This window comes from Gammaproteobacteria bacterium (genome assembly GCA_034522055.1).
GTDB lineage: Bacteria > Pseudomonadota > Gammaproteobacteria > JAABTG01 > JAABTG01 > JAABTG01.
On sequence record JAXHLS010000006.1, the window covers coordinates 546097 to 569602 of the forward strand.

General features: G+C 65.8%; 25 protein-coding genes and 2 pseudogenes. 17 read left to right on the forward strand and 10 right to left on the reverse strand.

Annotation, left to right across the window (positions count from 1 at the left end; genetic code table 11):
- Positions 1-50: 50 nt before the first annotated feature.
- Together U5S82_21270 and U5S82_21275 are read left to right on the forward strand one after the other, a co-directional pair.
- Positions 51-2060 carry a CocE/NonD family hydrolase gene (locus tag U5S82_21270; GenBank protein ID MDZ7754098.1) on the forward strand — a complete coding sequence of 670 codons (2010 nt, stop codon included), beginning with the start codon at positions 51-53 and terminating at the stop codon, positions 2058-2060.
- A 15-nt stretch (positions 2061-2075) separates the two neighbouring features.
- Positions 2076-3374, forward strand: coding sequence for an ATP-grasp domain-containing protein (locus U5S82_21275; GenBank protein MDZ7754099.1), 1299 nt, complete (start codon positions 2076-2078; stop codon positions 3372-3374).
- A gap of 179 nt (positions 3375-3553) precedes the next feature.
- On the opposite strand, the gene U5S82_21280 is transcribed toward U5S82_21275, so the two are convergent.
- On the reverse strand, positions 3554-3952 hold the full coding sequence (locus tag U5S82_21280; protein MDZ7754100.1) for a hypothetical protein: 399 nt from the start codon (positions 3950-3952) through the stop codon (positions 3554-3556).
- A gap of 503 nt (positions 3953-4455) precedes the next feature.
- Here U5S82_21280 and U5S82_21285 point away from each other — a divergent pair.
- From U5S82_21285 to U5S82_21300, 4 genes and pseudogenes are all read left to right on the forward strand, one after another.
- Positions 4456-4578: a hypothetical protein gene (locus U5S82_21285; protein MDZ7754101.1), complete on the forward strand. Its 123-nt coding sequence runs from the start codon at positions 4456-4458 to the stop codon at positions 4576-4578.
- Positions 4579-4776: 198 nt separating this feature from the next.
- A pseudogene (locus U5S82_21290) lies at positions 4777-6799 on the forward strand (CocE/NonD family hydrolase).
- Positions 6800-6859: 60 nt separating this feature from the next.
- Positions 6860-7351: a hypothetical protein gene (locus tag U5S82_21295; protein MDZ7754102.1), complete on the forward strand. Its 492-nt coding sequence runs from the start codon at positions 6860-6862 to the stop codon at positions 7349-7351.
- On the forward strand, positions 7348-7581 hold the full coding sequence (locus U5S82_21300) for a hypothetical protein (protein MDZ7754103.1): 234 nt from the start codon (positions 7348-7350) through the stop codon (positions 7579-7581). Before U5S82_21295 ends, U5S82_21300 begins: the two co-directional genes overlap by 4 nt.
- Positions 7582-7671: 90 nt before the next feature.
- Here the strand turns inward: U5S82_21300 and U5S82_21305 are convergent, their stop codons facing one another.
- The 4 genes from U5S82_21305 to U5S82_21320 all read right to left on the reverse strand — a co-directional run bounded on the left by U5S82_21305 (position 7672) and on the right by U5S82_21320 (position 9831).
- Positions 7672-8670, reverse strand: a complete 999-nt coding sequence (locus U5S82_21305) for a ribose-phosphate pyrophosphokinase (protein ID MDZ7754104.1) — start codon at positions 8668-8670, stop codon at positions 7672-7674.
- Entirely contained in the window at positions 8645-8899 is a 255-nt protein-coding gene (locus U5S82_21310) for a phosphoribosyltransferase family protein (protein ID MDZ7754105.1), read from the reverse strand. Before U5S82_21310 ends, U5S82_21305 begins: the two co-directional genes overlap by 26 nt.
- An 11-nt stretch (positions 8900-8910) precedes the next feature.
- Positions 8911-9204: a DUF1540 domain-containing protein gene (locus U5S82_21315; protein ID MDZ7754106.1), complete on the reverse strand. Its 294-nt coding sequence runs from the start codon at positions 9202-9204 to the stop codon at positions 8911-8913.
- A gap of 126 nt (positions 9205-9330) precedes the next feature.
- Positions 9331-9831 (reverse strand): hypothetical protein, encoded by a 501-nt coding sequence (locus tag U5S82_21320; protein MDZ7754107.1) that lies wholly within the window; start codon positions 9829-9831, stop codon positions 9331-9333.
- Positions 9832-10279: 448 nt separating this feature from the next.
- On the opposite strand from U5S82_21320, the gene U5S82_21325 reads away from it, so the two are divergent.
- From U5S82_21325 to U5S82_21350, 6 genes are all read left to right on the forward strand, one after another.
- Complete coding sequence (locus tag U5S82_21325) at positions 10280-11998, forward strand: ATP-binding protein (GenBank protein ID MDZ7754108.1); 1719 nt, start codon at positions 10280-10282, stop codon at positions 11996-11998.
- Positions 11995-14376 (forward strand): PAS domain S-box protein, encoded by a 2382-nt coding sequence (locus U5S82_21330; GenBank protein MDZ7754109.1) that lies wholly within the window; start codon positions 11995-11997, stop codon positions 14374-14376. Before U5S82_21325 ends, U5S82_21330 begins: the two co-directional genes overlap by 4 nt.
- Positions 14346-14669, forward strand: a complete 324-nt coding sequence (locus tag U5S82_21335; protein ID MDZ7754110.1) for an ATP-binding protein — start codon at positions 14346-14348, stop codon at positions 14667-14669. The genes U5S82_21330 and U5S82_21335 overlap by 31 nt, the downstream gene beginning before the upstream one ends.
- Positions 14666-15313, forward strand: a complete 648-nt coding sequence (locus U5S82_21340) for a response regulator (GenBank protein ID MDZ7754111.1) — start codon at positions 14666-14668, stop codon at positions 15311-15313. The genes U5S82_21335 and U5S82_21340 overlap by 4 nt, the downstream gene beginning before the upstream one ends.
- A gap of 235 nt (positions 15314-15548) precedes the next feature.
- Entirely contained in the window at positions 15549-15773 is a 225-nt protein-coding gene (locus tag U5S82_21345; GenBank protein ID MDZ7754112.1) for a DUF2934 domain-containing protein, read from the forward strand.
- Between the two features lie 117 nt (positions 15774-15890).
- Positions 15891-16601 (forward strand): Crp/Fnr family transcriptional regulator, encoded by a 711-nt coding sequence (locus U5S82_21350; GenBank protein MDZ7754113.1) that lies wholly within the window; start codon positions 15891-15893, stop codon positions 16599-16601.
- A 28-nt stretch (positions 16602-16629) separates the two neighbouring features.
- On the opposite strand, the gene U5S82_21355 is transcribed toward U5S82_21350, so the two are convergent.
- From U5S82_21355 to U5S82_21370, 4 genes are all read right to left on the reverse strand, one after another.
- Entirely contained in the window at positions 16630-17784 is a 1155-nt protein-coding gene (locus tag U5S82_21355; protein MDZ7754114.1) for a hypothetical protein, read from the reverse strand.
- Positions 17777-17905: a hypothetical protein gene (locus U5S82_21360; GenBank protein ID MDZ7754115.1), complete on the reverse strand. Its 129-nt coding sequence runs from the start codon at positions 17903-17905 to the stop codon at positions 17777-17779. The genes U5S82_21355 and U5S82_21360 overlap by 8 nt, the downstream gene beginning before the upstream one ends.
- Before the next feature lies 1 nt (position 17906).
- The gene (locus U5S82_21365; protein MDZ7754116.1) at positions 17907-18194 is read right to left on the reverse strand and encodes a coiled coil domain-containing protein; all 288 of its coding nucleotides are present in this window, start codon (positions 18192-18194) and stop codon (positions 17907-17909) included.
- A gap of 277 nt (positions 18195-18471) precedes the next feature.
- Complete coding sequence (locus tag U5S82_21370; protein ID MDZ7754117.1) at positions 18472-19224, reverse strand: DUF72 domain-containing protein; 753 nt, start codon at positions 19222-19224, stop codon at positions 18472-18474.
- Positions 19225-19601: 377 nt separating this feature from the next.
- Between U5S82_21370 and U5S82_21375 the strand changes: the two genes are divergently transcribed.
- From U5S82_21375 to U5S82_21390, 4 genes and pseudogenes are all read left to right on the forward strand, one after another.
- The gene (locus U5S82_21375; protein MDZ7754118.1) at positions 19602-20108 is read left to right on the forward strand and encodes a type 1 glutamine amidotransferase domain-containing protein; all 507 of its coding nucleotides are present in this window, start codon (positions 19602-19604) and stop codon (positions 20106-20108) included.
- Between the two features lie 69 nt (positions 20109-20177).
- Positions 20178-20282 (forward strand): annotated as a pseudogene (locus U5S82_21380) (SDR family oxidoreductase).
- A 48-nt stretch (positions 20283-20330) separates the two neighbouring features.
- The gene (locus U5S82_21385; protein ID MDZ7754119.1) at positions 20331-20723 is read left to right on the forward strand and encodes a cation-transporting P-type ATPase; all 393 of its coding nucleotides are present in this window, start codon (positions 20331-20333) and stop codon (positions 20721-20723) included.
- A complete protein-coding gene (locus tag U5S82_21390; GenBank protein ID MDZ7754120.1) occupies positions 20657-21115 on the forward strand; it encodes a cation transporting ATPase C-terminal domain-containing protein in 459 nt (152 codons plus the stop codon). Before U5S82_21385 ends, U5S82_21390 begins: the two co-directional genes overlap by 67 nt.
- Before the next feature lie 213 nt (positions 21116-21328).
- Here the strand turns inward: U5S82_21390 and U5S82_21395 are convergent, their stop codons facing one another.
- Entirely contained in the window at positions 21329-22522 is a 1194-nt protein-coding gene (locus U5S82_21395) for a cation:proton antiporter (GenBank protein ID MDZ7754121.1), read from the reverse strand.
- Between the two features lie 375 nt (positions 22523-22897).
- On the opposite strand from U5S82_21395, the gene U5S82_21400 reads away from it, so the two are divergent.
- Positions 22898-23323, forward strand: coding sequence for a host attachment protein (locus U5S82_21400; protein MDZ7754122.1), 426 nt, complete (start codon positions 22898-22900; stop codon positions 23321-23323).
- Positions 23324-23506: the final 183 nt, after the last annotated feature.

Here is a 23506-nt window from a genome sequence, read left to right on the forward strand (position 1 = left end):
TTTGGGTATAGACTCGTACCTCTGCTTTGGTACGGTTACGAGCCTCGAACATGTCATCAGACACGCCTCCCCGCGTCCTCGAAAACTTCTGGATCACCATGGCCGACGGCTGCTCCCTGGCCGCCAAGATCTGGCTGCCACCTGATGCGGAGCAGAATCCCGTGCCCGCCATCCTGGAGTACATTCCCTACCGCAAGCGCGACCACAAGGCAGTGCGGGACGCGGAGATCCACGGCTTCTTCGCCCGTCACGGCTACGCCGGCGTGCGCGTGGACCTGCGGGGCAGCGGGGATTCGGAGGGGATCCTGCGGGACGAGTACCTGCAGCAGGAACTGGATGACGGCCTGGAGATCCTGCGCTGGCTCGCGGCCCAGCCCTGGTGCTCCGGCAAGGTGGGCCTGTTCGGCCTGTCCTGGGGGGGATTCAACGGCCTGCAACTGGCGGCCCTCGGGCCGCCGGAACTGGGAGCGGTGATCTCCGTATGTTCGTCCGACGACCGCTACGCCGACGACGTCCACTACATGGGTGGGTGCCTGCTCACCGACAACCTCTCCTGGGCCTCCACCATGTTCGGCTTCAACTCCTGCCCGCCCGATCCCCGGTTAGTGGGTGAGCGGTGGCGCGATATGTGGCTGGAGCGCCTCGAGGGCAGCGGTCTGTGGATCAAGAACTGGCTGGAGCATCAGCGCCGCGACGACTACTGGCGACATGCCTCGGTGTGCGAGGACTACGATGCCATCCAGGTGCCGGTGATGGCGGTGAGTGGCTGGGCCGATGGCTACTCCAACACCGTGTTCAGGTTGCTGCGCCATCTCAAGGTGCCTCGGCGGGGTTTGGTGGGGCCGTGGGGACACAAGTATCCCCACATGGGTGGGCCCGGACCCACCATCGACTTCCTCGGTGAGTGTGTGCGGTGGTGGGACCAGTGGCTGAAGGGCATCGACCGCGGGGTGGACAAGGACCCCATGCTGCGGGCCTGGATGCTGGACCGCCGCGATCCGCTGCAACCGGAGATCACGGGTCATTGGGTGGGCGAGGAGCAGTGGCCCAGCCCTCGCGTCCACCCCCGCAGCTTCGCCATCGACCGCCGTGGCCTGCTGCCAGAGGACCACGACACGGCCATGGAGGGAGACGAACTCACCATACAGAGCCCCCTTCACGTAGGCCTGTTCGCCGGCAAGTGGTGCTCTTATGCGGAGGTCATGGATCTGCCTTCGGACCAGCGCCTGGAGGATGGCGGCTCGCTGGTCTTCGACACCCTGCCCTTGGAGGATGATCTAGAGATGTTAGGGGCGGCGGAGGTGGAGCTGGATCTCAGCGCCGACAAGCCCGTGGCGATGGTGGCGGTACGCCTGTCCGATGTGGCGCCCAACGACCGCTCCACGCGAGTTACCTTCGGCGTGCTCAATCTCACCCATCGCAACGGCCATCATGAGCCTGTCGAACTCCACCCCGGCCACCGCTATCGGGTGCGGGTCCAGCTCAATGAGATCGCCCAGCGCTTCTGGGCCGGCCACCGCATCCGGCTCGCCATCTCGAGTTCCTACTGGCCACTGGCCTGGCCCGCCCCGGAACCGGTACGCCTGACCCTTTACACCGAGGGCTGCCGCCTGCACCTGCCGCAGCGCCGGTTGCGGCCAGAGGATAGCGACCTGCGGGATCTCGGCCAGCCGCGCCAGGCCCCTGCACCGGCCACCACCCTGCTGGCGCCGGCCCAGCGTCAATGGACGGTGCGCCACAACCTCGCCACCAACGAGGTGGTGCTCGACGTAGTCAACAACGATGCCCGGCTGCGCCTCGACGACCTCGGCCTGGCTTTCGGTCGCAATGTTGAGGAGCATTACAGCTATCGCAACGAGCGTTACGATACGGTGCGTGGCGAGGTCACCCACGAGCGGAGCTTCGAGCGGGGCGACTGGCAGGTGCGCACGGTCACCCGCACCGTGCTTGTCTCTACCCGCACCCATTTCGTGATTCGAGCCACCCTGGACGCCTACGAGGGCGATGTCCGCGTCTTCAGCAAGAGCTGGGACGAGTCCGTGGCACGGGACTACATCTGATAAGGCTGGATACCCATGACCAAGAAAAACGTCTTCATCATCGGCCTGGACTCCTTCAACCTCGACAAGCTGAAGCGCCTGCCCCAGGCCGGGGAGTGCGCCTTCCACGCGGCCCTGGACGTAAGCGACATCCGCAACATCGATGCCTTCGACGTGCCGGCCCTCATCGACAAGGCGACGGCGACCATGGAGGCCTTCGACGGCACCGTCGATGCCGTGGCCAGCTACTGGGACTTTCCCGGTACCCTGATGGTGGCGATCCTGGCGGAGCGCTTTGGCGTGCCCGGCCCGTCCCTGGCCGCCATGTTCAAGTGCGAGCATAAATACTGGAGTCGCCTCGAGCAGCAGAAGGCCATCCCGGCCAATATCCCGCCCTTTCGTGCCTTCGACCCCCACGATGACAACGCCTACGGCAAACTGCAGCTCATGCCCCCGTTCTGGATCAAGCCCATCAAGTCCTACCGCTCATTCCTTGCCTTCGAGATCAGCGACGAGCACCAGTTCCATGCCGTGATGGAGATCTGCCGGGAGCGTCAGGGCTTCATCGTCGAGCCCTTCCGGGAGCTGTTGAAGGCCTACGACATGCCCGATGAGATCGCCGGGATGAGCGAGACCTTCGTGGCCGAATCCCCCATCGGTGGCGCCCAGTGCACCCTGGAGGGCTACGTCCACGAGGGTAACGTGGTGGTCTACGGCGTGGTGGACTCCATCCGTACCCCCGACAGCTCGTCCTTTTCCCGCTACGAGTATCCTTCGTCCCTGCCTCTGGAGATCCAGCATCGAATGATCGACGTGGCACGGCTTGCCGTGGGCCAAATCGGGCTCGACAACTGCCCCTTCAACGTGGAGTTCTTCTACGACCAGACGGCCGACAAGGTCTGGTTGTTGGAGATCAACCCGCGGGTATCCCAGGCCCATACCGACATGTTCGAGAAGGTGGTCGGCATCTCCCACCTGTCGGTGATGGTGGACCTTGCCCTCGGGCGCAAGCCCAAGCCCCTGGAGCGTGGTGGCCAGTTCAATGTGGCCGCCCACTTCATGTTGCGCACCGTGGACAGCGGCTGCGTGACGCGCATACCCAGCGACGAGGCCATCGCTCGCCTGGCTCAGCGCCAGCCGGGCACCCGGGTCAAGATCGCGGTCAGGCCGGGCCAACATCTCAAAGAGTTGCAGGGCCAGGACATGTACAGCTTCGAGTTGGCCCAGGTCTTCATCGGCGGGCGCGATCAGATGGATTTGCTGGACAAGTACGACGAGGCCCTCACGGCCCTGCAGTTCGATATCGAGAAGGACCCCGATGTAGTCGTGTCCTGAGCCATGGGCGAGGGGTGGTGACCTGCCCGCCGGCCTCCGGGCCGCCGGCGGTCCTCAAGGCCGGGGTAGGGTGCCGGGGAATCTCCTCGGGCCTTGCCGCGGGCGATGCCTACCGGATAGGCCGGGGAGGCCGTGAATGCACCTGTGGCCGCAGGTGTAGCATCATTCGGAGCCGGTACTCAGCGCTCGGATTCGGCGAGACCATCCAGGGCATCGGGGACGGCGGCGGTGCGGAATTGTACGAGGGTGGTGGTGCCATCGGCACTGTCGATGCGCAGGCCCTGATGGGCATCGCCGATGCGCCGGCTGTATAGGGCCACCACATCGTCCACCACAAGGGATACCCCATCGTCCCCGTCCCCCGCCGTCACCACCACGGCGGTGCGCCCGCCGCTGGTTTGGGTCGTGACCCCGGTGAGGGGACGGTAGCCCGCCATCAGCGGTGTGGCCTCGGCGCCCTCGTCGGCGGCCTCGCGCGTCGCCAGACGACTAACCTCCACCAGCCAGCCATGGTGCTGGTCGCCGAATCGGGCGCAGAAGGCAGCCCATTCCCGGGGTGGTATCTCGATGTTATCCATGGCGCTCTCCGGATTCCTGTGTCGAAGGCCCGCGTAGGTCAACCTGGACATCGTGCACCCGCACCCACCGCCCTCGTCGGTGCCCTACTGTCAAAATATAGCCCATAGTACGGCAGGCCGAGTGGCATATCGCAGAGTTGGATGCCGCCGAGAGGTAACAAAACCGGGCTCGTCAGCAGAATTCGTGGGTGTAGTAGAGAAGAATTTTCTCTCGCCAAGACGCCAAGAACGCCAAGAAATCAGCAGTCTCTTCTAACCAACCGATGAACGATGCGGGTAATCCCGTGCTTCAAGAGCGCCTCGCCGTTGTGAGCAAGTACCCGAGTCTCCTATCAACGATCGGCCTCCCAACCGCGTCTTGCGTCATGTACCCAATTCCTTGGCGCTCTTGGCGCTCTTGGCGAGAGCCTGTGGTTCGTTGCGCAAAAACCAACTCGAACGTGGAGCCCGCCACCACTATTTGTCCATACGCACCATATACATGGCGCTCGCCGCGAAAGCCGGTGCGCTATGACTTTCTCGACTTCAGCACCGTGGAGGCGCGGCGGCGCGATTGCGAACGCGAGGTGCGGCTCAACCGGCGCCTCGCGGGTGGCATCTATCTGGGCATGGTGGCACACCGATGATCACACCGTCCACGACCACGACAAATGGCGCGTCCGCGCCCGCGACTACATCGAACTGGGCCTCCGTCATGGGCCCTGAGGCGGCCGGTTTCGACGTTCTCCTCGGGTGCCATACTATGGGTGAGGGGAGCGGGTGGGAACCGCATCAACGGCCGAACCATCCGCTTTTGACATCACCACAGTCTCAGGGGAGGCCCCATGCGGATCGTCACCCGCTTTCCCAACAACATCATCGAGATCGAAAACGCCTGGATCCCCATGGCCGACGGCAAGCGGCTGGCGGCCCGGCTGTGGCTGCCCGCAGGCGCCGAGGAGGAGCCGGTACCGGCGGTGCTCGAATATATCCCCTACCGCAAACGCGATTCCATGCGTGCGCGGGATAGTCAGATCTATCCTTATTTCGCCGGCCATGGCTATGCCGGTGTGCGCGTGGATCTGCGTGGCAGCGGGGATTCGGACGGCGTACTGCGGGACGAATACCTGCAGCAGGAACTCGATGACGGTATCGCCATACTCCAATGGCTGGAGCAGCAGCCGTGGTGCAACGGGCGAGTCGGCATGATGGGCATTTCCTGGGGTGGCTTCAACGGCTTGCAGCTCGCCGCCATGCGCCCCCCGCAGCTGCATGCCATCATCACCGCCTCCTCGACCGATGACCGTTATGCCGACGATGTCCATCACATGGGGGGCTGCCTGCTGGGCGACAACCTGTCCTGGGCCTCCACCATGTTCTCCTACAACTCCTGTCCACCGGATCCCGCCATCGTCGGCGAGGGTTGGCGGTCGATGTGGTTCGAGCGCCTGCGGGAGAGCGGCCTGTGGCTGGAGAAATGGCTGCGTCATCAACGCCGCGATGGGTACTGGAAGCACGGTTCGATCTGCGAGGACTACGATGCCGTGCAGTGTCCGGTGATGGCCGTCAGTGGCTGGGCCGATGGCTATTCGAACGCGGTCTTCCGGCTGCTGGAGCATCTCACGGTGCCGCGCCAGGGCCTGATCGGACCCTGGGGGCACAAATACCCGCACATCGGTCAACCTGGTCCGGCCATCGGTTTTCTGCAGGAGGCGCTGCGCTGGTGGGACCACTGGCTCAAAGACATGGAGAACGGGGTCATGGACGAACCCATGCTGCGCGTGTGGATGCAGGACAGCGCCCCCCCACTCCCCGTTACGCCATGCGCCCCGGGCGCTGGGTGGGGAGAGCAGCTGGCCGTCGTCCCACATCGAGACGCGGGAATTGCGGCTCGCGCCCGCCCGCATGCTGGTCACACAGCAGGAGGCCGTGTCGTCGGAAGCACGTAATCTGCAATCCCCGCTGGGCCTCGGACTCTTCGCCGGTAAATGGTGTTCCTATGCCGCCGCGCCGGATCTCCCCCATGATCAGCGCCAGGAGGACGGGGGGGCACTGGTCTATGACAGTGAACCCTTGAGCGCCCCCCTGGAAATACTCGGTGCGCCCGTCGTGGAACTGGAGATCGAGGCCGATCAGCCGGTCGCCATGCTGGCGGTGCGGTTGTCCGACATCGCGCCGGACAACAAGGCCACACGCGTGACCTACGGCCTGCTGAACCTGACCCACCGCAACAGTTTCGAGCAGCCGGAGCCCCTGGTGCCGGGCCAGCGCTACCTGGTGCGGATCCCCCTCAACCATATTGCGCAGGCCTTCCCCCGCGGCCACCAGTTGCGGCTGGCGGTGTCGACCTCTTACTGGCCCCTGGCCTGGCCGGCGCCCCGTTCAACCCGGGTCAAGGTGTTCACGGGCAAGAGCCGGATGTTGCTCCCCGTGCGGGCACCGCGCGCGGACGATGGGCAACTTGCCGCGTTCGGGCCGCCCGAGGCCGCCAGCCCCCTACAGACCCGGGTCATCACGCCGGAGCACCACAACTGGCGTGTCATTCGCGATCTGGCGGACGATATTTCCACTCTCGAGGTCATCAACGACCACGGTGTCGTCCATATCGACGAGATCGGCCTTGAGATGGGCCGTAAGGCCATCGAGTGGTACACCTATCAGGACGACGACTTCAATTCAGTCAAGGGCGAGACGCTCTGGGAGACCCGCCTGGCACGCGAGGAATGGTGCGTCATGACCCGCACCCGCACCGTCCTTACCTCGACCGCAACCGAGTTCCATCTGCGCGCCGAACTCGACGCCTATGAAGGTGACAAGCGGGTTTTTTCCGAAAACTGGGACCATGTCATTGAACGCGATCTGGTATGAAGGCGTTCGAGTCGGAGACATGGGCCCGAAATATCTAATGCGACAGATAAGGATGGTTTGATGGGCAAGAACGTATTCGTCGTGGGCGCGGACGCCTTCAACATGCGCAAGGTCCGGGCCCTCGATATCCAGGTCGATCACCGGATCCATGAACTGCTCAGTTTCGAGGAGGTGAAAGACGGCGGCCGCTATCCGGTGGAGGCGTGTCTCCGATTGGCCGAAGAACGCCTTGAGGCATTCGACGGGACCATTGACGCCATCGTGGGCTATTGGGACTTTCCCGTCACCGCGCTGGTGGCCATCCTGTGCCGGCGTCACGAGCTTCCCTTGCCGTCCCTGGAGAGTGTGCTGCGCTGCGAACACAAATACTGGAGCCGTGTCGAACAACGAAGGGTGCTGCCGGACCTGACGCCGCGTTTCTCCGAGGTAGATCCCTTCGACGATGCGGCCGTCGATGCCATCGATGTGCCCTATCCGTTGTGGATAAAACCCATCAAGGGGACCGACTCCCTGCTGGCCTTCAAGGTCAGGAGCGATGCCGAGCTGTATTGATCGAAGTCAAGGTCAAGCAGGGCATGCGCCTCGCCGACCTGCTGGAACAGGACAGCTACAGCTACGATATCGCCCATGTCCATACGGGGGCCAGAAACCGGCAGGCCCTGCTCGAGAAATACAATCGCATCCTCGAGGCCCTGCATTTCGATTTCGCACCCGTGGAGGAGAACCAGGAGGTCGCTCCAGACGTTGTCGGAATAACAGAAAAGAGTGATCTGGAGAATTGATGGGTATGAAAACCCTGTGGGGGCACGTCATGTCCCCTCAAGGGAGTCGTCGTGTCGGGGCTGGGGGGTGGTCGCCGGCGTCCTGTCCGATCACTCCATCCCCATCAGTTTCTGGATGGAACCGCCTTCGTGGACGCGGCCTACGGCGTGCGCCAGCATGGGGGCGACATCCAGTACCGCCAGCTTGTCTCGAGCCGCGGTGCCGTCCAGGCGAAAGGGGGGGATGCTATCGGTGACCACCAACGCGTCGAGGGCCGGATCGTTGAGGGTGGTGGCGGCATCGCCCGTGAACAGCCCGTGGGTGGCGGCGGCGTAGATCCGCGCCGCGCCATGGTCACGGCAGGCGCGGGCGGCCCGCACCAGGGTGCCGCCGCTGCTCACCATATCGTCAATGACGATGACCGTACGGCCTTCCATCTCCCCCACCACCGCTTGGCCTGTGACCTCGCCGCCGCTGCGGTACTTCTCCAGGAAGGCACTGCCGGGTTCGCTCCCCAGCCGCCGCCCCAGCAGTTGGCGGAAGGCCTCGGCGCGTTTGGCACCGCCCACATCCGGTGATACCACCACCGGCGGCTCCTTCAGCAATGGAGCAAAATGTTCCACGAACAGGGTGCGGGCGGTCAGGTGATAGGCCGTGCGCCGGAAGGCGTTCTCGAATGCGGCCGGGTTGTGGACATCCAGGGCCAGTATCCGGTCCGTGCCTACCGCCTCGATGAGTTGGGCGATGTAGCGGGTGGCGAGGGGGTCGCGGGACTTGGTGCGCCGGTCCTTGCGGGCATAGCACAGGTAGGGCAGCACAGCGGTGATCCGGGCCGCCGCGGCGTCCTTGAGGCTGCCGAGGAAGAACAGCAGGCGGACCAGCTTGTCATTGACGCTTAAGTTGTCATCGCCATACAGGGACTGCACCACGAAGACATCGCGGTTACTCACGTTCTCCAGGGGACGGGCCTTGTGCTCGCCGTCGTCGAAGGAGCGCTCTTCGTGGTCGGCCAGGGTGATGCCCAGGTGGCTCGCCATGCGCGTGCCGAGATCCCCGGACTCACTCAAGGCAAAAAGACGCAGGTCAGGGTTGCCCACTATTCCTGCCATGCCCGCGCCAGGTAGCCCCTGACCTCGTCGTCGCTGAGTTGGGGGAAAGACTGGTACCGATGATCATGACATCCAGGGGTGCGTCGATGCGGCGTGCCACCTCGTAGGCCACCGGTAGCCCGCCACGGGGCAGGGCCAGCACCAGCACGTCGTCGCGCCCGGCGTAGTCCGTGAGGGCCTCGCCGAGGGACTGGCCAGCGGTCGTGCGGTCGGCGATGGGCAGCTCCATGGTCAGGTCGCCTATAACACGGTGTAGGTGACGCAGACGGCGCCGTCGCCATCGCGGCCCACGAACACGTGGGCGGCCGTGCACTCGAGGTCATTGTTGAAGACGCAATCCCGTACCTTGCAGGCACCGACCCCGGCGATGTTCATTTCATCGGGTTCGATGTCACCCTGGACCATGGTGTCGCAGGCGGGGCTCACGCCATTGCCTATGGTGATGGCCTTGGCATGGCAGGTATCGTCGGAATTGTAGGCACAATCGCTGACCTCACAGCCCGCGATGACCGGCACGTTAAGGGTGATTTCCATCGTGTTACCTCCCGGCTGATGTCTCGGTACGATGTGAAAGGGCCGTTTCCCGGCCTTCCATAGGGCCGACTGTGGATTACGGTGGCCCGGTCTTCATTACGGTATATCAATTCACCGCGGCTCGATTCACCCGGGCGCTCGAGTGCGCCGCAAGGCCGCCACCGCCTTTAGTATCTCCGGGCGCAGCAGGAAGCGGTTTAGTACGGCCTCGCGCAACTCGGCGTCACTACCTTCCAGCCCCGTGCGCCAGCGCATCAGGCGCCAGAAGTCGGCCTCGCCGCCCGTGCCGGTGACATAGCCGGAATCATGGAGGGCACGCCGGCCTTCCAGAGTCACCGTGCCGGGGTCCAGTCCCTGGCGGCGGGCCAGCGCCTCCAGAGCGGCGCGGAAACCCTCTTCCACCAGTACGCCACCGAAGTCGAGGAGCATGACGCGACTCACCGCCCGACGGGCGGCGACGTCGTGGGCCGGGATGTCAGGCCTTTTCACCGGCTTCATGGCATCTTCCGGCCGGAGGCGACTGGCATCGGCCGGGGCGGACCGAAGCCCACGGGGTGGGAGGACATGAATGCCGACGACACGACGCTGGCCGTGGGGGCGGCGATGGGGGGGGGTGACGGACTTCATGGCGGTCCTTTCCTCGCTGGTGGATAACAGACGTTCTGGCCGATATGCCTGCCCGGCGCTTTCTCGCTTGTGCCCCAACCACTCTAAGCATCCTGGGGGTCGCGCGCGTTGAAATTTCACAATCTCGCCGGGGGAAGAGCTGGGTCAGGGGTGTCGTGACCCCGTGGCGCTATATGGCTGGGGCGTGGGGCTGACATGGGGGCGGCAACGCGACCGCGCATTGAGATCCTTCAATGCCGGCGCCGGTGCTTCGAGGCAATTTGTCACCGGCGCGTCGGCCGTCGCCCCGGCCATCGTTCCCGGTCGGCCCGGCATGTAGACTATCTAGAGCAGATTCTTTTGCGGAGCGGCGGGCAACGGCGATTTGCCGGTGGCCTGCCGGAGGGTGAGGGTTATCCCTGACCGTGCCTGGAGGGCACGATAAGGGGATGCCGGGAGGGGATAACTCATGAGCGAGTCGGAAAGGGAGCGGCAGCGTAGCGTGCTGCGTGAACGGGCCGCAGAAGTCTTGCAGTTGCACCCGCAGGAGACGCCCACCATCGCCACGGCGGACGTCCAGGAACTGCTCCATGAGCTGCATGTCCACGAGGTGGAGCTGGGGCTCCAGAATGAGTTTCTGCGCGAGGCCCAGATGGACCTGGCCCACGCCCACGACCGCTATGCCGACCTGTACGATTTTGCGCCCGTGGGCTACCTCACCCTGGAGGAGGATGGCGCCATTGCGGAGGCCAACCTGACCATGGCCATGATGCTGCACGTGGACCGCAAGACCCTGCGGACCAGCAGGTTGAGCCACTTCCTCACGCAGGATTCTCAGGACACCTTTTATCGCCACTGCCAGGCAGTCTTCGGCGGCGACAACCGGGAGGTCTGCGAGGTAGGGCTGGTGTGTGGCGATGGCCAACGGATAACAGTACAGATGGAGAGTTTGCCCTTCGCCCCTGGCCGGGGGCGGCGCTGCCGCTCGGCCCTGATGGACGTCACGGCGCGCAAGCAGGCCGAGACCGCCCTGCAACGGCTCGCCGGCACCCTGGAGGACAAGGTGGCGGCGCGTACCGCCCAACTGGAACGGGAACGGGCCTTCTCCGACTCCATCCTCGAGAACCAGCCGGCGCCGGTGCTGGTGCTGGACGACACGGGAGCCGTGCTGCGCTACAACCGCGCCTGTGCCGCCGCTGCGGGCAACGATTTTAGCGCTTACCAGGGCACCCGCGGATGGCTGGGGCTGGTGCCGGCAGAGGAGCGCCCCGCGGTGGAGCGGATGCTGGCGCGGCTGGAAGGGGGTGAGGCACCCCTGTCCCAGGAAAGCCGCTGGTCCCATGCCGATGGCACGCGGCGTCTCTTCAGTTGGAATTACGACGTGGTTTCCGATCCGGACGACGGCAGCCGTTACATCATCGCCACGGGCGTGGATATCACCGCCCTGCGGGCCGCGGAGCAGGACGCCAGCAGGCGGCTGGCGGAGGCGGCCCGCATGCAAAGGCTGTACACCGCCGCCGAACTCGGTTCGGCCCTGGCCCACGAACTCAAGCAGCCCCTGGGGGCCATCGCCCTGTTCGCGGCCGCCGCCCGCAAGCAGTTGGAAGAAGAACCCCTGTCCCGGGACAGGCTCATCCGCAACCTGGAGCAGATTGCCGAGAGCGCCCACTTCGGGGACGAAGTGGTGCGCCGCATGCGGGATTTCCTGCGCGTGGGCTGCGACCTCGAGCCCGCACCCTTCGACCTCAGCGCCACCGTGGAGCGCGCCGCCGGCCTACTGGCGATGCGCATGGAGGCCGCGGGATTCCAATTACGGGTAGAACCGGCGGAGGGGATCCCCCCGGTCCACGGTGCGGCGGTGCATGTGGAGCAGGTGCTGCTCAACCTCCTCGGCAACGCCATCGAGGCCATGGATGGCGGTGGCGGGGAGATAGCCGTGGCGGTGCGCCGCGATGGGGAGATGGTACGGGTCAGCGTGCGGGATGGCGGACCCGGGGTGGAGGCAGAGGTGGCGGAGCATTTGTTCGAGGCCCTGTACAGCACCAAGGACCAGGGGCTGGGGGTGGGCCTGGGGATCAGCCGCGACCTGGTACGGGCCTATGGCGGGCAGCTGTGGGTGGAGCCCCGCTCACCCGGGGGCGTGTTCCACTTTACGCTGCCGGTGGCGGCCGGGGAGGCCCCGCCGTGAGGAAGGTGGCCCCCCGGGATGCGCAGGGGCCTGGCCTCCCCGACGCGGCGGTGTCCGCGGCCCTCCATCTGCCACTGCTGGTGCTGGCGGCGGACCTGTCGGTGCGCTATGCCAATCCGGCCTTCTGCGAACTCTTCGGGGTGACCGCGTCGGAGGTTGAGGGGGCCCCCCTGTCCGCGCTGGCCGGTGGGCCCTGGGACTCTCCGGCCCTGCGCCAGGGGCTCCTCGACGCGTCGTCCGGTGAAGGCGGGGGCGTGGATCAGCGCCTGGCGTGGACCCACCCCGACGCGGGCGGGCGCTCCCTGCGGTTGCGCGCGCGGCGCCTGGAGGGCAGTGACGGCCAGCTGTTGTTGACCATCGACGACGTCACCGAGGGCGAGCGCCTGCAGCATGAACTCGCGGCACGCCACGAGTTTGCCGAGAAGCTCATCGACAGCCTGCGCGAGGCGGTGCTCGTGCTGACCTCGCAGTTGCGCGTACACACCGCCAATCAGCCCTTCTATACCCTGTTCGAGGTGATGCCGGCGGAGACCGTCGGTGTCTACGTCTATGAACTCGGCGATGGCCAGTGGGCCATTCCGAGCCTGGAGCGGCTGCTGGAGGAGATCCTGCCGGCGGAGCGCGCCTTCGATGACTACATCGTGGAACAGACCTTCCCGAAGGTGGGATGGCGGCGTATGAGCCTAAACGCCCGCCGCCTGGACCACGAGCCCCTGATCCTGTTGACCATCCGCGACCTCACGGGAGACGTTCTCGGCCAGCAGCGGCTGGCAGCCAGCGAGGAGCGCTTCCGGGTGCTGGTGGAATCCACCTCCCAGGCCGTATGGGAGACGGATGCGGCCGGCCGGGTGGTCGTGGACTCACCCAGTTGGCATGCCTTCACCGGCCAGGGCCCGGAAGAGTGGCATGGTGATGGCTGGCTGGAGATGATACACCCCGACGACCGTGACCACGCCGCCGCCCAGTGGCGCGCGGCCCTGGCCGCGGGCCGGCCGCTGGATGTCGAATATCGGCTGCGTGGTGCGGGCGGGGAGTGGTACTGGAGCAACGCCCGGGCCACGCCGCTGGGGGATGGCCAGGGCCACATCCGTGGCTGGTTGGGCATGAACCTCGATATCACCGCACGCAAGGCGACGGAGGCGGCGCTGCGCAAGAGCGAGGCGCGTTTCCGCGTCATGGCCGATGGCCTGCCCCTCATGATCTGGGTGCATGATGCCGCGGGCCGTCTGGAGTTCGTCAACCGCACCTATCTCGAGTTCTTCGGCACCACCGCCGCCGATGTCGCAGGCGATGGCTGGCGACTCTTGATGCACCCGGACGATGGCGGAGCCTACTGCGATGCCCTCATGTCCTGCACCCGTGAGGAACAGCCCTTCCACGGCGAGGCGCGGGTGCGCGATGCTACCGGCGAGTGGCGCTGGCTGGAGTCCTGGGGCAGTCCGCGCTTCTCCGCCGGCGGCAGCTTCCAGGGCATGGTGGGTACCAGCGCCGATATTACGGAGCGCAAGGGTATGCAGCAGGAACTGCTGGACATGAAGGCCGCGCTGGAGGAGCGGGTGGCCGAGCGTACCGCCTCCTTGGTCCAGGAGCGCAGCTTCCGCGACAGTATCCTCGACACGGCCAGTGCCCTCATCGTCACCGTGGACCCCGCCGGGCGGGTGGTGGATTTCAACCGGGCCTGCGAGGAGATGACGGGCTACGATGCCGCCGGGGTGGCGGCGGGCATGGCGGTGATGGATCTGGTGCCGGCCCGTGAACGCCAGCGGGTGCGGCGCATCCATGAGCGGGTATGGGCCGGGGAGCCGCGGGTCGGCGTGGAGCACGGCTGGTGTCGGCGGGACGGCACCTGCTTCCCCGTGAGCTGGAACTATACCCTGCTGAGGGCTGCCGACGGCAGCCCGCAATACATCATCGGCAGCGGCGTTGACTTCAGCGAGCAGCGTGCCGCCGAGGAGCAGGCACGCCGCCACCTCGAGGAGGCGGCGCGCCTGCTGCGCATGCACACCGTCACCCAGGTGGCCACGGTGGTGGCCCACGAACTCAATCAGCCCCTCGGCGCCATAGCCATGTTCGCCGATTCCAGCCGCGCGCTGCTGGAGCGGGCGCCGGAGGAACGGGTGCGCCTGTTGAGGAACCTCGAGCGCATCAGCGGCCAGGCGCTGCGCGGGGGCGAGATCATCCAGCGTTTGCGCTCCTTAATTAAGCAGGGCAGGATCGAACCCCAGCCGATGGACGTCAACATCGGGGTGCGTGACGTCTGCACCCTGCTCGCGGGCAAGGCCGATGACTTCGGTATAAGCATCGATATGGAACTGGCGGCGGATCTGCCGCCGCTGCGGGGGTGGCCGTGCATATCGAACAGGTGGTCTTCAATCTAATCAACAATGCCATAGAGGCAATCCACGATGCCGCGATGGAGGGTGGCCACATCGAGGTCGAAACGGCCTGTGACGGCGCCATGGGACGGGTGAGCGTGCGCGATTCCGGTCCCGGCATCGACGTTGCGGCGGCCGACACGCTGTTCGACCCCCTCACCGGCACCAAGGGCTACGGCCTCGGCGTGGGGCTGGCGGTGAGCCGCAGCCTCATGGAGTCCCAGGGCGGGCGGCTGTGGGTGGAGCCCCGAAGGCCGGGAGGGGCCTTCCATTTCACCCTGCCCCTGGCGCCATGAATCCCGCCGACGCCACCGGGGCCGGCCGGCCCACGGTATTCGTCGTCGACGACGACGAGCCCATGCGCGAGGCCCTGGAGCAGTACCTTGAGAGTGCCGGGTTCACCACCCTCTGCTTCGCCGATGGCCCCACCTTCCTGGCGGCGGTGGATGACGGTGCGGCGGGCTGTGCCCTGCTGGACGTGGCCATGCCGGGTATGAGTGGTCACGAGGTCCACAGTGCCCTCAAGGCACGGGAGGTGGGCCTCACGGTGATGTTCCTCACCGGCCATGGCGACGTGCCGGGGGCCGTGAACGCGGTGCGTAACGGTGCCGTGGACTTCCTGGAGAAACCGGTGAGGGCGCAGGACCTGCTCGAAGCGGTAACCAAGGCCCTGGAGGTGGATGAGGTACGCCGCCAGGCACGGGCCTACGCCGAGGATGTCCGCCACCGCTACGGCCGCCTCAGCCCGCGGGAGCGCGAGATCATGGTGCTGGTGGTGGATGGCCTGACGAACAAGGAGATCGCCCGCAGCCTGGGCCTCAGCCCGCGTACCGTGGAGGCCCATCGCACCCACGTCATGAACAAGATGGCGGCGGACGGCCTGACCGACCTGGTGCGCATGGCGGCCTGCTGCAGAGCGGCGGAGCCGCCGCCCGCCTGACCGGCTGGCCCCGGCGCTCCGGCCGGTTGCCCGGGGCGTGCGGGCTCCTTGGAGCCCGAATACCCTGAATCCCGTTTCCCCCTCATCCCGCACTGCTCCCTCCCTGGGTATTTCTACTCAGGGTTCGCCCCAATAACCGCGAAAAGTGTGAAGTAGTATGCTTTTCATGAATCACCAAAACCCTTCGGGGGCCTCCTGAACGCCCCGGGAACCAGCAATCATTCCACGGAGAACCATGATGAAGACGCAAATTCCGAGTCCGCCGCCGGCCGATGCGGTGGCGGTGTCCGACAGTCAAAGCCCGAGTACGGCGGATGAGCGCCAACGCGACATCGCCACCGCCGCCTATTACCGCAGCAAGGCCCGTCATCAGGTTCCCGGCTTTGTTCCCGGCAACGAACTCGAGGACTGGCTCGAGGCGGAACGCGACATGGAAGCCCTGTGGGCCGGCAGGCGATGAGCCGCGCTGTAGCGGCCGTTCTCGGCGTCACGGCCCGAAGGCCCCTGTAGACTCGCGACGGCCCTAGAGCGATTAAATTTGTTCATATCCCCCATGGGATGACGTGGAGGTGGAACGATGTATGAACCGACCCCGGCGATGGATGCCGCAGACCGTCAGACGATATCGCCCGCAGTACGCGCAGGCGCCGATGGCGACGCCCCCTGGCCTCGAACGGCCCTGGCCGCCAGCCATCGTCGCACCTTCCAGTCGCAGGATCTCATCTATCATCAGGGCGGTGCCGTCCAGGGCGTCTACCTGATCCGCAGTGGCATGGTGAAGCTGCTGAGCTACCTGCCCCACGGCCGGGCCCGCATCGTGCGCTTGCACGTCCCGGGGGACAGCCTTGGTCTGGAGGGGCTGCTGGGCCAGCCCTATATCCACACCGCCATGGCGACCGGAAGCGTGGAGGTCGAGTGTCTCTCCATGCCGGTATTGCGGCGGCTTCAACACGAGGACCCCGGTGTGCTGATGGGGGTGCTGCGTCAGTGGCATGAATACCTGGCCCAGGCCGACCGCTGGATCGCCGATTTTTCCACCGGCGGCATCAAGCCCCGCCTGGCGCGGCTGCTGAAGTTCCTCGCCGAGGTCGAGTACGGCTCTCCCGCCGATCAGGTGAAGCTGCTTTCCGGCCCGGAGATGGCGGATATTCTCGGCGTGACTCCCGAGAGCATCAGCCGCGTCCTCGCCGGCTTCAAACGCAGCCAGATGCTGCAGAAGTGCCATGGCCTGCGGCGGGAAATCTATCGTGTCGATAACGGCAAGTTGCAGGAGGCGGCCTGCCAGTAGGATGGGCGGGCAGCGGTCTGGCGGCCCGTCATGGGCCGCCGGCCGGTAGGGTAGGGTGTCTCCTCACAGTTCGAGTTCCCGTACCTCCCCGGGTCTCACCTCGTGGACCTCGGTGCGCACCGTAGCGCTCCCGATAGGCCGCCCAGTCGAACTCCTCCAGGTCCTCGTAGCCCGCGAACTGGCTGATGATGCCGTCGCCGTGGAAAGGGACCAGCATGTGACGGCTCACGTTGTCCCACAACTCCAGCTCGGCGGTGGACAGTTCGAGGCTGCGGCACAACTCATCGAAACGCCTGCGGGGCAGGACCTCCCGCAGTTCCAGGGCCCTTACCAGCACCCACACCGCCATCAGGTTGGTATAGGCGTTGTTGTCGAGGCCGGGGTGGTCGGCCCCCGGGTAGGCCTCGTGGTACTCGTCGGGGCCCATCACGCCGCGGATCTCGTAGCGCCCCGACGCCTCCTCGTAGCGGGCCACGCTGGCCCAGAAGCGGGCCACCTCTAGGTGCAATCGCAGCACCCGCTCCGTGGCTTCGCCCTGCTCCGGGTCGTCGTGCTCGATGGCGAGGTCGAAGCGCTGCCACAGCTGGCTCCAGGCCCTGACATGGCGCACGGCGAGGGTGGCGTAGCCCGGCGCGTCGGTCATCGCCTTGCGGGCCTCCAGGGCCGGCTCGCTGATGGCATCGTCCCGCGAGGTGTAGATGGCGGCCACCTTCTCCATTCGCAGAGGACGCTCCGGGCCGACTTCGAGGCGGTAGTGATGGGCGACGTAGGCGTCGTCGCGCTCGACCCCGGGTTGCGGGGCCAGTTCCTCGCCGGCGCTCCAGAAACGGGTGGTGGCGGTCTCGGCGATGCGAATCTGGGACTGGCGAGTCATGACCGTCAAGGCCATGGCTTCGGCATTCAGGGAGGCCCCGCCCAGGCCCACCAGGTGGTCACCCCGCAGGTCGCGGTAGCGGGCCACGCCGCTGTTGGTGACACGGCCGTCCAGGGCGCTGCAGACCTCCACCATGCCGGACCAGTCCTCCGCCACCAGGGTGGTTTCCAGGGCGGCGAGGTGGGGATCGTGCATGGATACCAGCCGCTGCTGCTCGAGGCGGGTGTGACGGCCGGCGGCATCGCGAACTCCGCCGTGCCGAAAGGGGCATTGAAGATCATCAACGGCCCCGTTGGGGATCTCAGTCATGCTGGCATCGGGGACAGTGCCAGGCGAGGCGGCCGCCGTCGGTGAATTCCATCAGGCAGCGGCTGAGTGCCCCGCCCTCCAGGCGACGGCGATAGACCTCCACGTCGGGGAGTTCGGGCATCTCACTTGAAGCGTTCCAAGGCGCGGTCGGCGGCGGATCGCATGTCTTCCCAGGCGGCATCCAGCCCGGCCTTGACCTCCTGCCAGGCGTCCGCGCCGGCATCCTGGAGTTCCTTCATCCGCTCGCGAACCTGCTGCTGTTTGGCCCGCACGGATTCTATCTCCTCCTGGTATTCGAGCTTCTGGTCCGCTTGTGCCTTGTCGGCCTTGGCCTTGAGCACGTCGATCCTGGCCTGCCACTCACGCAGCTCGGCCTCCATCCGTTCCTGATAGGCCTTTTTGCTCTCCATGGTGTCACCTCCTGCTCTAATTGGAATCGTGTGGATGGCGCCGGTGTGCTGTGGGCCGGGGGGAGGGCGTCCCACATCAGGATCATGGGCTCAATCCAGCTCTAATATGATTTTGCCGTTGATGCGATAGACGGTGACGCGGTTGTCTTCCACCTTGGCCTCATGAAAAGTCTAGGGGCCGGGCGGCCCCTGTCATTGTCGGATTTCAATGAGGGTCGCCATCATGAGTTTTTGTTGAAGTGTCCTTCGGATCCATCGTTTCGTGCAGGCGCAGGGCTCAGGACACCATGTCCAGGAGCCGGGCCGCATTGGCGGCGGCGTAACCGGCCTCGTCGTTGTCGAAGAAACAGTAGACCCTGCATCCGGCCGCTGCCCAGCTGTGGAAGGCACCGGCCCAACCGGCGAGGGTGGCGGTGTCATAGCACCCTCGGTAGGGGCCGCCGGGGCCGTGCAGGCGTACGTAGATAAAATCCGCGGTCACCTCTTTGGGGGAGGTGAAACCGGCCAGGTCGTAGATGCACAAGGCCGCGCCATGGCGTGACAGCAGCTCGTAGGTATGGTCATTCAGCCAGCTGTGGTCGCGCAGTTCGAAGGCATATTCAAAATCCCTATCGAGGGGGAGATTGCTGCCGAGGGCCTCGAGGAAGGCATCGAGACGCGCGGCGTCGAAGCGCCAGTGGGGCGGCAGTTGGAACAGAATGGGACCCAGCCGGTCCCCCAGCACGGTTATCCGTTCCAGAAAGGTGGTGAGGCCATGGCCGGGATCCTTGAGCTTCTTCATGTGGGTGACGTAGCGACTGGCTTTGGCCGTGAAGACGAAGCCGTCGGGTACCTTCTCCCGCCAGTTTTCCAGGGTATGGGCCGCCGGCAGTTGGTAGAAGGAGTTATTGATCTCGACGCCGGGAAAGCGGGCACCGTAGTAGGCCAGGTACTCCGTCTTGGGCAGGTCGCGCGGGAAGAAGGGGCCGCGCCAGTGGTCGTAAGACCAGCCGGAGGTGCCGACCACGATGGCGGGGTGGCCGTCGTTCACCGCGGGTGGCCGCCCATGGGCTCAGGCCCCGAACTTGCGCAGGCGCCCGGCGTATGCATCCGTGATGATGCCCCGAGGATCCCCATATGGTTAAACTTAGCGCGAGGCCGGGTACTGGACATTACGATCCTTCAATCCCGCAGAGTCTATTGCGTTATCGCAATGCCGGTCGGGCGGGTTGCTCCTAACTTGTAACCATTCCGGGCGGATACGGCCAGGCCATGGCCAGAAGCATCTTCGGAGGCTATGTATCCGACGTGCAGATGGCATGGCCTGAGCCCCGTGACGACGCAATGAGGCGGCGCCCCGCAGTCTCGTGTTGCTGCGTTATCCGCGACACGGTTGAGGTATTCGGCAATCACGACGAGGAGAGCATCATGGCAAAAGTGGCAATGGCAGTGGGAGAGGGCTTCGAGGACGTGGAGCTGGAGACGCCGCGGTCGCGACTGGTGGAGGCCGGCCATGACGTGACCCTGCTCGGTGTGGAGCGTGGCGCCACGGTCCATGGCAAGCGTGGCCGGGCGGCGGTGACCATCGATCATCGTGCCGACGAGGTGAGTGCAGCAGACTTCGACGCCCTGGTGATCCCCGGTGGTTACGGCCCCGACCATCTGCGCCTGGACACGGCCCTGGTGGCCTTCGTGCGTGAGTTCCACGCCAGCGGACGGCCGGTCGCCGCCATCTGCCATGGGCCGCAGTTGCTCATCGAGGCGGGCGTAGTGGAAGGCCGGACCATGACATCCTGGCCCTCGGTGCGCACGGATCTGGTCAACGCCGGCGCCCGCTGGGTCGATGAGCCGGTGGTGGAGGACGGGAACCTCATCACCTCCCGCAAGCCGGACGATCTCGAGGCCTTCTGCACCGCGCTTCTACGGCGGCTTTAGCTTTCCGGGCGGACGAATGAGCCCATGGCGCGCGAATGGTCTCCACCGGACTCGGCATCGTGGCCTCTCGAGGCGGACGACATCGCCGCAGGCATAGTCTACCTCGCCTCCGGCGGGGCGAAGTTCGTAACCGGCAGCGAACTGGTGATCGACGGTGGCTACACGGCCAGGTAGAGGAGTGATCCGATGGCCGCAGCAGGTGCAGGGAACCGGGGGCAAAGAATGGGCAGCGAAGAGATGAAAGAGCGGCCCTGGCATGCCATGGCGGTGGAAGAGGCCGTGGCCATCCTGGAGTCGGATGCCGAGAAGGGCCTCAGGAACGAGGCGGTCGAGGAGCGGCGGGCGAGATCCGGCAAGAATCGGCTGACACCTCGTTCCCGGCGCACGGCGCTCGGGCGTTTCTTCAGCCAGTTCAAAAATCTCTTCATCTACCTGTTGCTGGCGGCCACCGTGGTCACGGCGCTGCTCGGCCAATGGCTCGACAGCGGGGTGATCTTCGGCGTCGTGCTGATCATCGTCATCATCGGCTTCATTAGCGAGCCGAGGAGATGGCCGGGCGTGGCCAGCGGCTGTTGGCCGCGGCGCGCAAGGAGGCCGGCCAGCGTGATGAGCTGACCGAGGAGGACGTCGAAAAGGACCTGGTCCTGCTCGGTCTCTTCGGTCTCATCGATCCCCCGCGCCAGGAGGCCATCAATGCGCTGGTGATGAGCCAGATCTTCTATCTCCTGAACGTGCGGGTCTATCGCCAGCCGGCCTATACCCTCGAGGGCCTGTTCGGCAGCCGGGTCGTGCTTTTGGCGATGGCGGCTTGCGCCGTCCTCCAGGTCCTCTTCACCCATCTCCCCTTCATGAATGCGCTGTTCGGCACCGCTCCCCTCGACGCCTGGGCCTGGGCCCAGTGCATCGCCGTCGGAGTCGGCATCTTCATCATCGTCGAGATCGAAAAGGCCATCCGGCGCCACAGCTCGATGCTGGCGGCAGAAGGCCTGCGCGCCCGGGGTGGTTGAACATGAATAAACCATGAATCATTGATCCGCGGCGGCCATAGCGCCGCTCTCCAAGTCGAGATCGTCGCAGGCGCTGTCGAAAGCGTTGGCGGAAGCCGCGGATGCCGCAGAGGCCCATGCAGCTCTCGTGGCGGAGGCTGGTCTTGATACCCCAGCGGCTCGAGGCTGCCCCGGCGCCGCAGGTCAGGGAAGGAGCCTCCGCAACGGGACCGTTCATTTCCGGGCGCCATGGCCGATATCACCCACCCGGGCGAGAGTCCAACGGGTCATCACTGGCCCCGTCACTTCGAAGAACACCGTGGCGCCGAGGACCACCGGCAGGATCACATCCTTGAACTCGGGGAAGCGCTGGCTCGCGAGCAGGGCCATGCCGATGGCAACCCCCGCCTGTGGCAGCAGTGCCAGTCCGATCCAGCGACGGATGGTGGGATCGGCGCCGCTCAGGCGGCCGCCGAGGCGAGTGCCAAGGAGCCGGCCGGCCACCCGCAGGCCGATGTAGCCGGCTGCCAGCAGTCCCGCCTGGGCCAGCGCCTGCACATGCAGGGCGGCGCCGGCCAGCAGGAAGAACAGGATCAGGAACGGCCACTCGATACCCTCGATGGCGCGAAAAGGCCGCTGGTGATGCCGGGCAAGGTTGGCCACCGTCAGCCCCATCACCATGGCTGTCAGGATGTAGGACACTTGCAGCCACTCGGCGATGCCGGCGGCCAGCAGCACCAGCCCCAGGGCCTCGGCCTGGGTGGGTTCACCGGGGCGCACGCGACCGGTGAGGTAGGCCATAGGCAGGCCGAGGGCCACTCCGAGCAGGACCGCGCCGCCGATCTCACGGGCCCCGTACAGGATACTGTCCAGCGTGCCCCCCTGGCCGGTGAGGGCCTGGGCGGTGGCCAGCAGCAGGCTGAAGGCCAGCAGTCCCCAGGCGTCATCGATGGAGACGATGCCGAGCAGGGTATCGGTGAAACGCCCTCGGGCCCGGTACTCGTGGACGACGTCGATGGTGGCCGCCGGGGCGGTGGCGGGGGCGATGCCGGCGAGTAGCAGGGCCACCTCCAGGGATACTCCGAACAAGGCAAGCACCGAGAATACCAGCAGCACGGTCATGGTGACCTCACCGAGGGACATGGCGATCACCGGGCGGCCGAGTTCGTGGATACGCTTGCGGGTCATGTTCTGGCCCAGCAGGAAGCCGATCATGGCCAGTGCGATGTCGGTGAGGACCGGAAACCACTGCTCGGTAAATGGTGGCAGCCAGTCCAGCACGGAAGGTCCGATGACGAAGCCCGCCACCAGCAGCAGGGTAACCCGCGGCAGCGGGGTGCGGCGCCCCGCGATGTCAGCCAGCAGGCCGAGCATGAACAGGCCACCAAAGGTGATGAGGATCTGGGGGATGGAGCCCGGCTCAGCCATTACGGCGCTCCTGGTACGCCTGACACGAGGGGGCGAAACCACACACGATGCCATGCCCCGGAGGGTGGTGCTGCAGGCTCTCCCGGTAACACGTGATGGTGGAAATGTGTGGGTATTCGCCGGGGTCGACGGTCATAGCTGGGTTCGGTTCGTGGAGAGGGGATGGCTGGATGGAAACAGTATGGCTACGTGTGGCGGCAGGGCGCCTTGAACCAGGGGCTTACGGTGACGGCCCCATGGTCTCATTTTGGCGGATCTCAATGCCACCCGCGTCCCGATCGCATCTAATGGAAACATGAATCCCCGGTTTGGGAAATACCGCAGGCGGGGCCCTTCCATACCGTTCATTACGGTAGGACGAGAAGAGGTGGAACGATGATGGCATATACGACCTGGGTCGTGAGCACGGATGGCGAGCGGGCCCGCATATTCGAACTCAAGGAGCGCTCGGATGCCCTGCGGGAGCTGGCGGCGCTGGAGGACGACCATACGCCAACAGGCGGGCCCGATGGCCAACCGCCGGCCTCGACGGGTCTCAGGGACGGGGGAGGGGGCAGGCGGGATGTGCGCATTGCCGCTGGCGGCAGGGGCCGAAGGCTGGCCGAGAGCCTCGGCAGCCACCTCGAACGTCAGCAGCGAAAGGGCGGCTACGACCGGCTGGTGATGATCGCCCCCCATGACGTGATGCCCAAGGTCATCGGCAGCCTGAGTCCCGAGGTGCGCGGGGTCATGGTGGCGGAGATGGAGGCCGACATCATCGACGGCAGCATCAACGGCATTCGAGCAATTCTGCCGTTTTGATTTTTCTGTAGGCCGGGCTTCAGCCCGACACCCAACGTTGGCGGGTGGTACCCACCCGGCGCGAGGTATGCGCGGCGGGCTTGAATGTCGGGATGAATCCCGACCTACATCCGTGCCGCTGGAACGGGCGGTGGTGGGGTTTCCGTCCGCTGCCAGGACCAGCCGACCTCCGCCTCTGTCCTT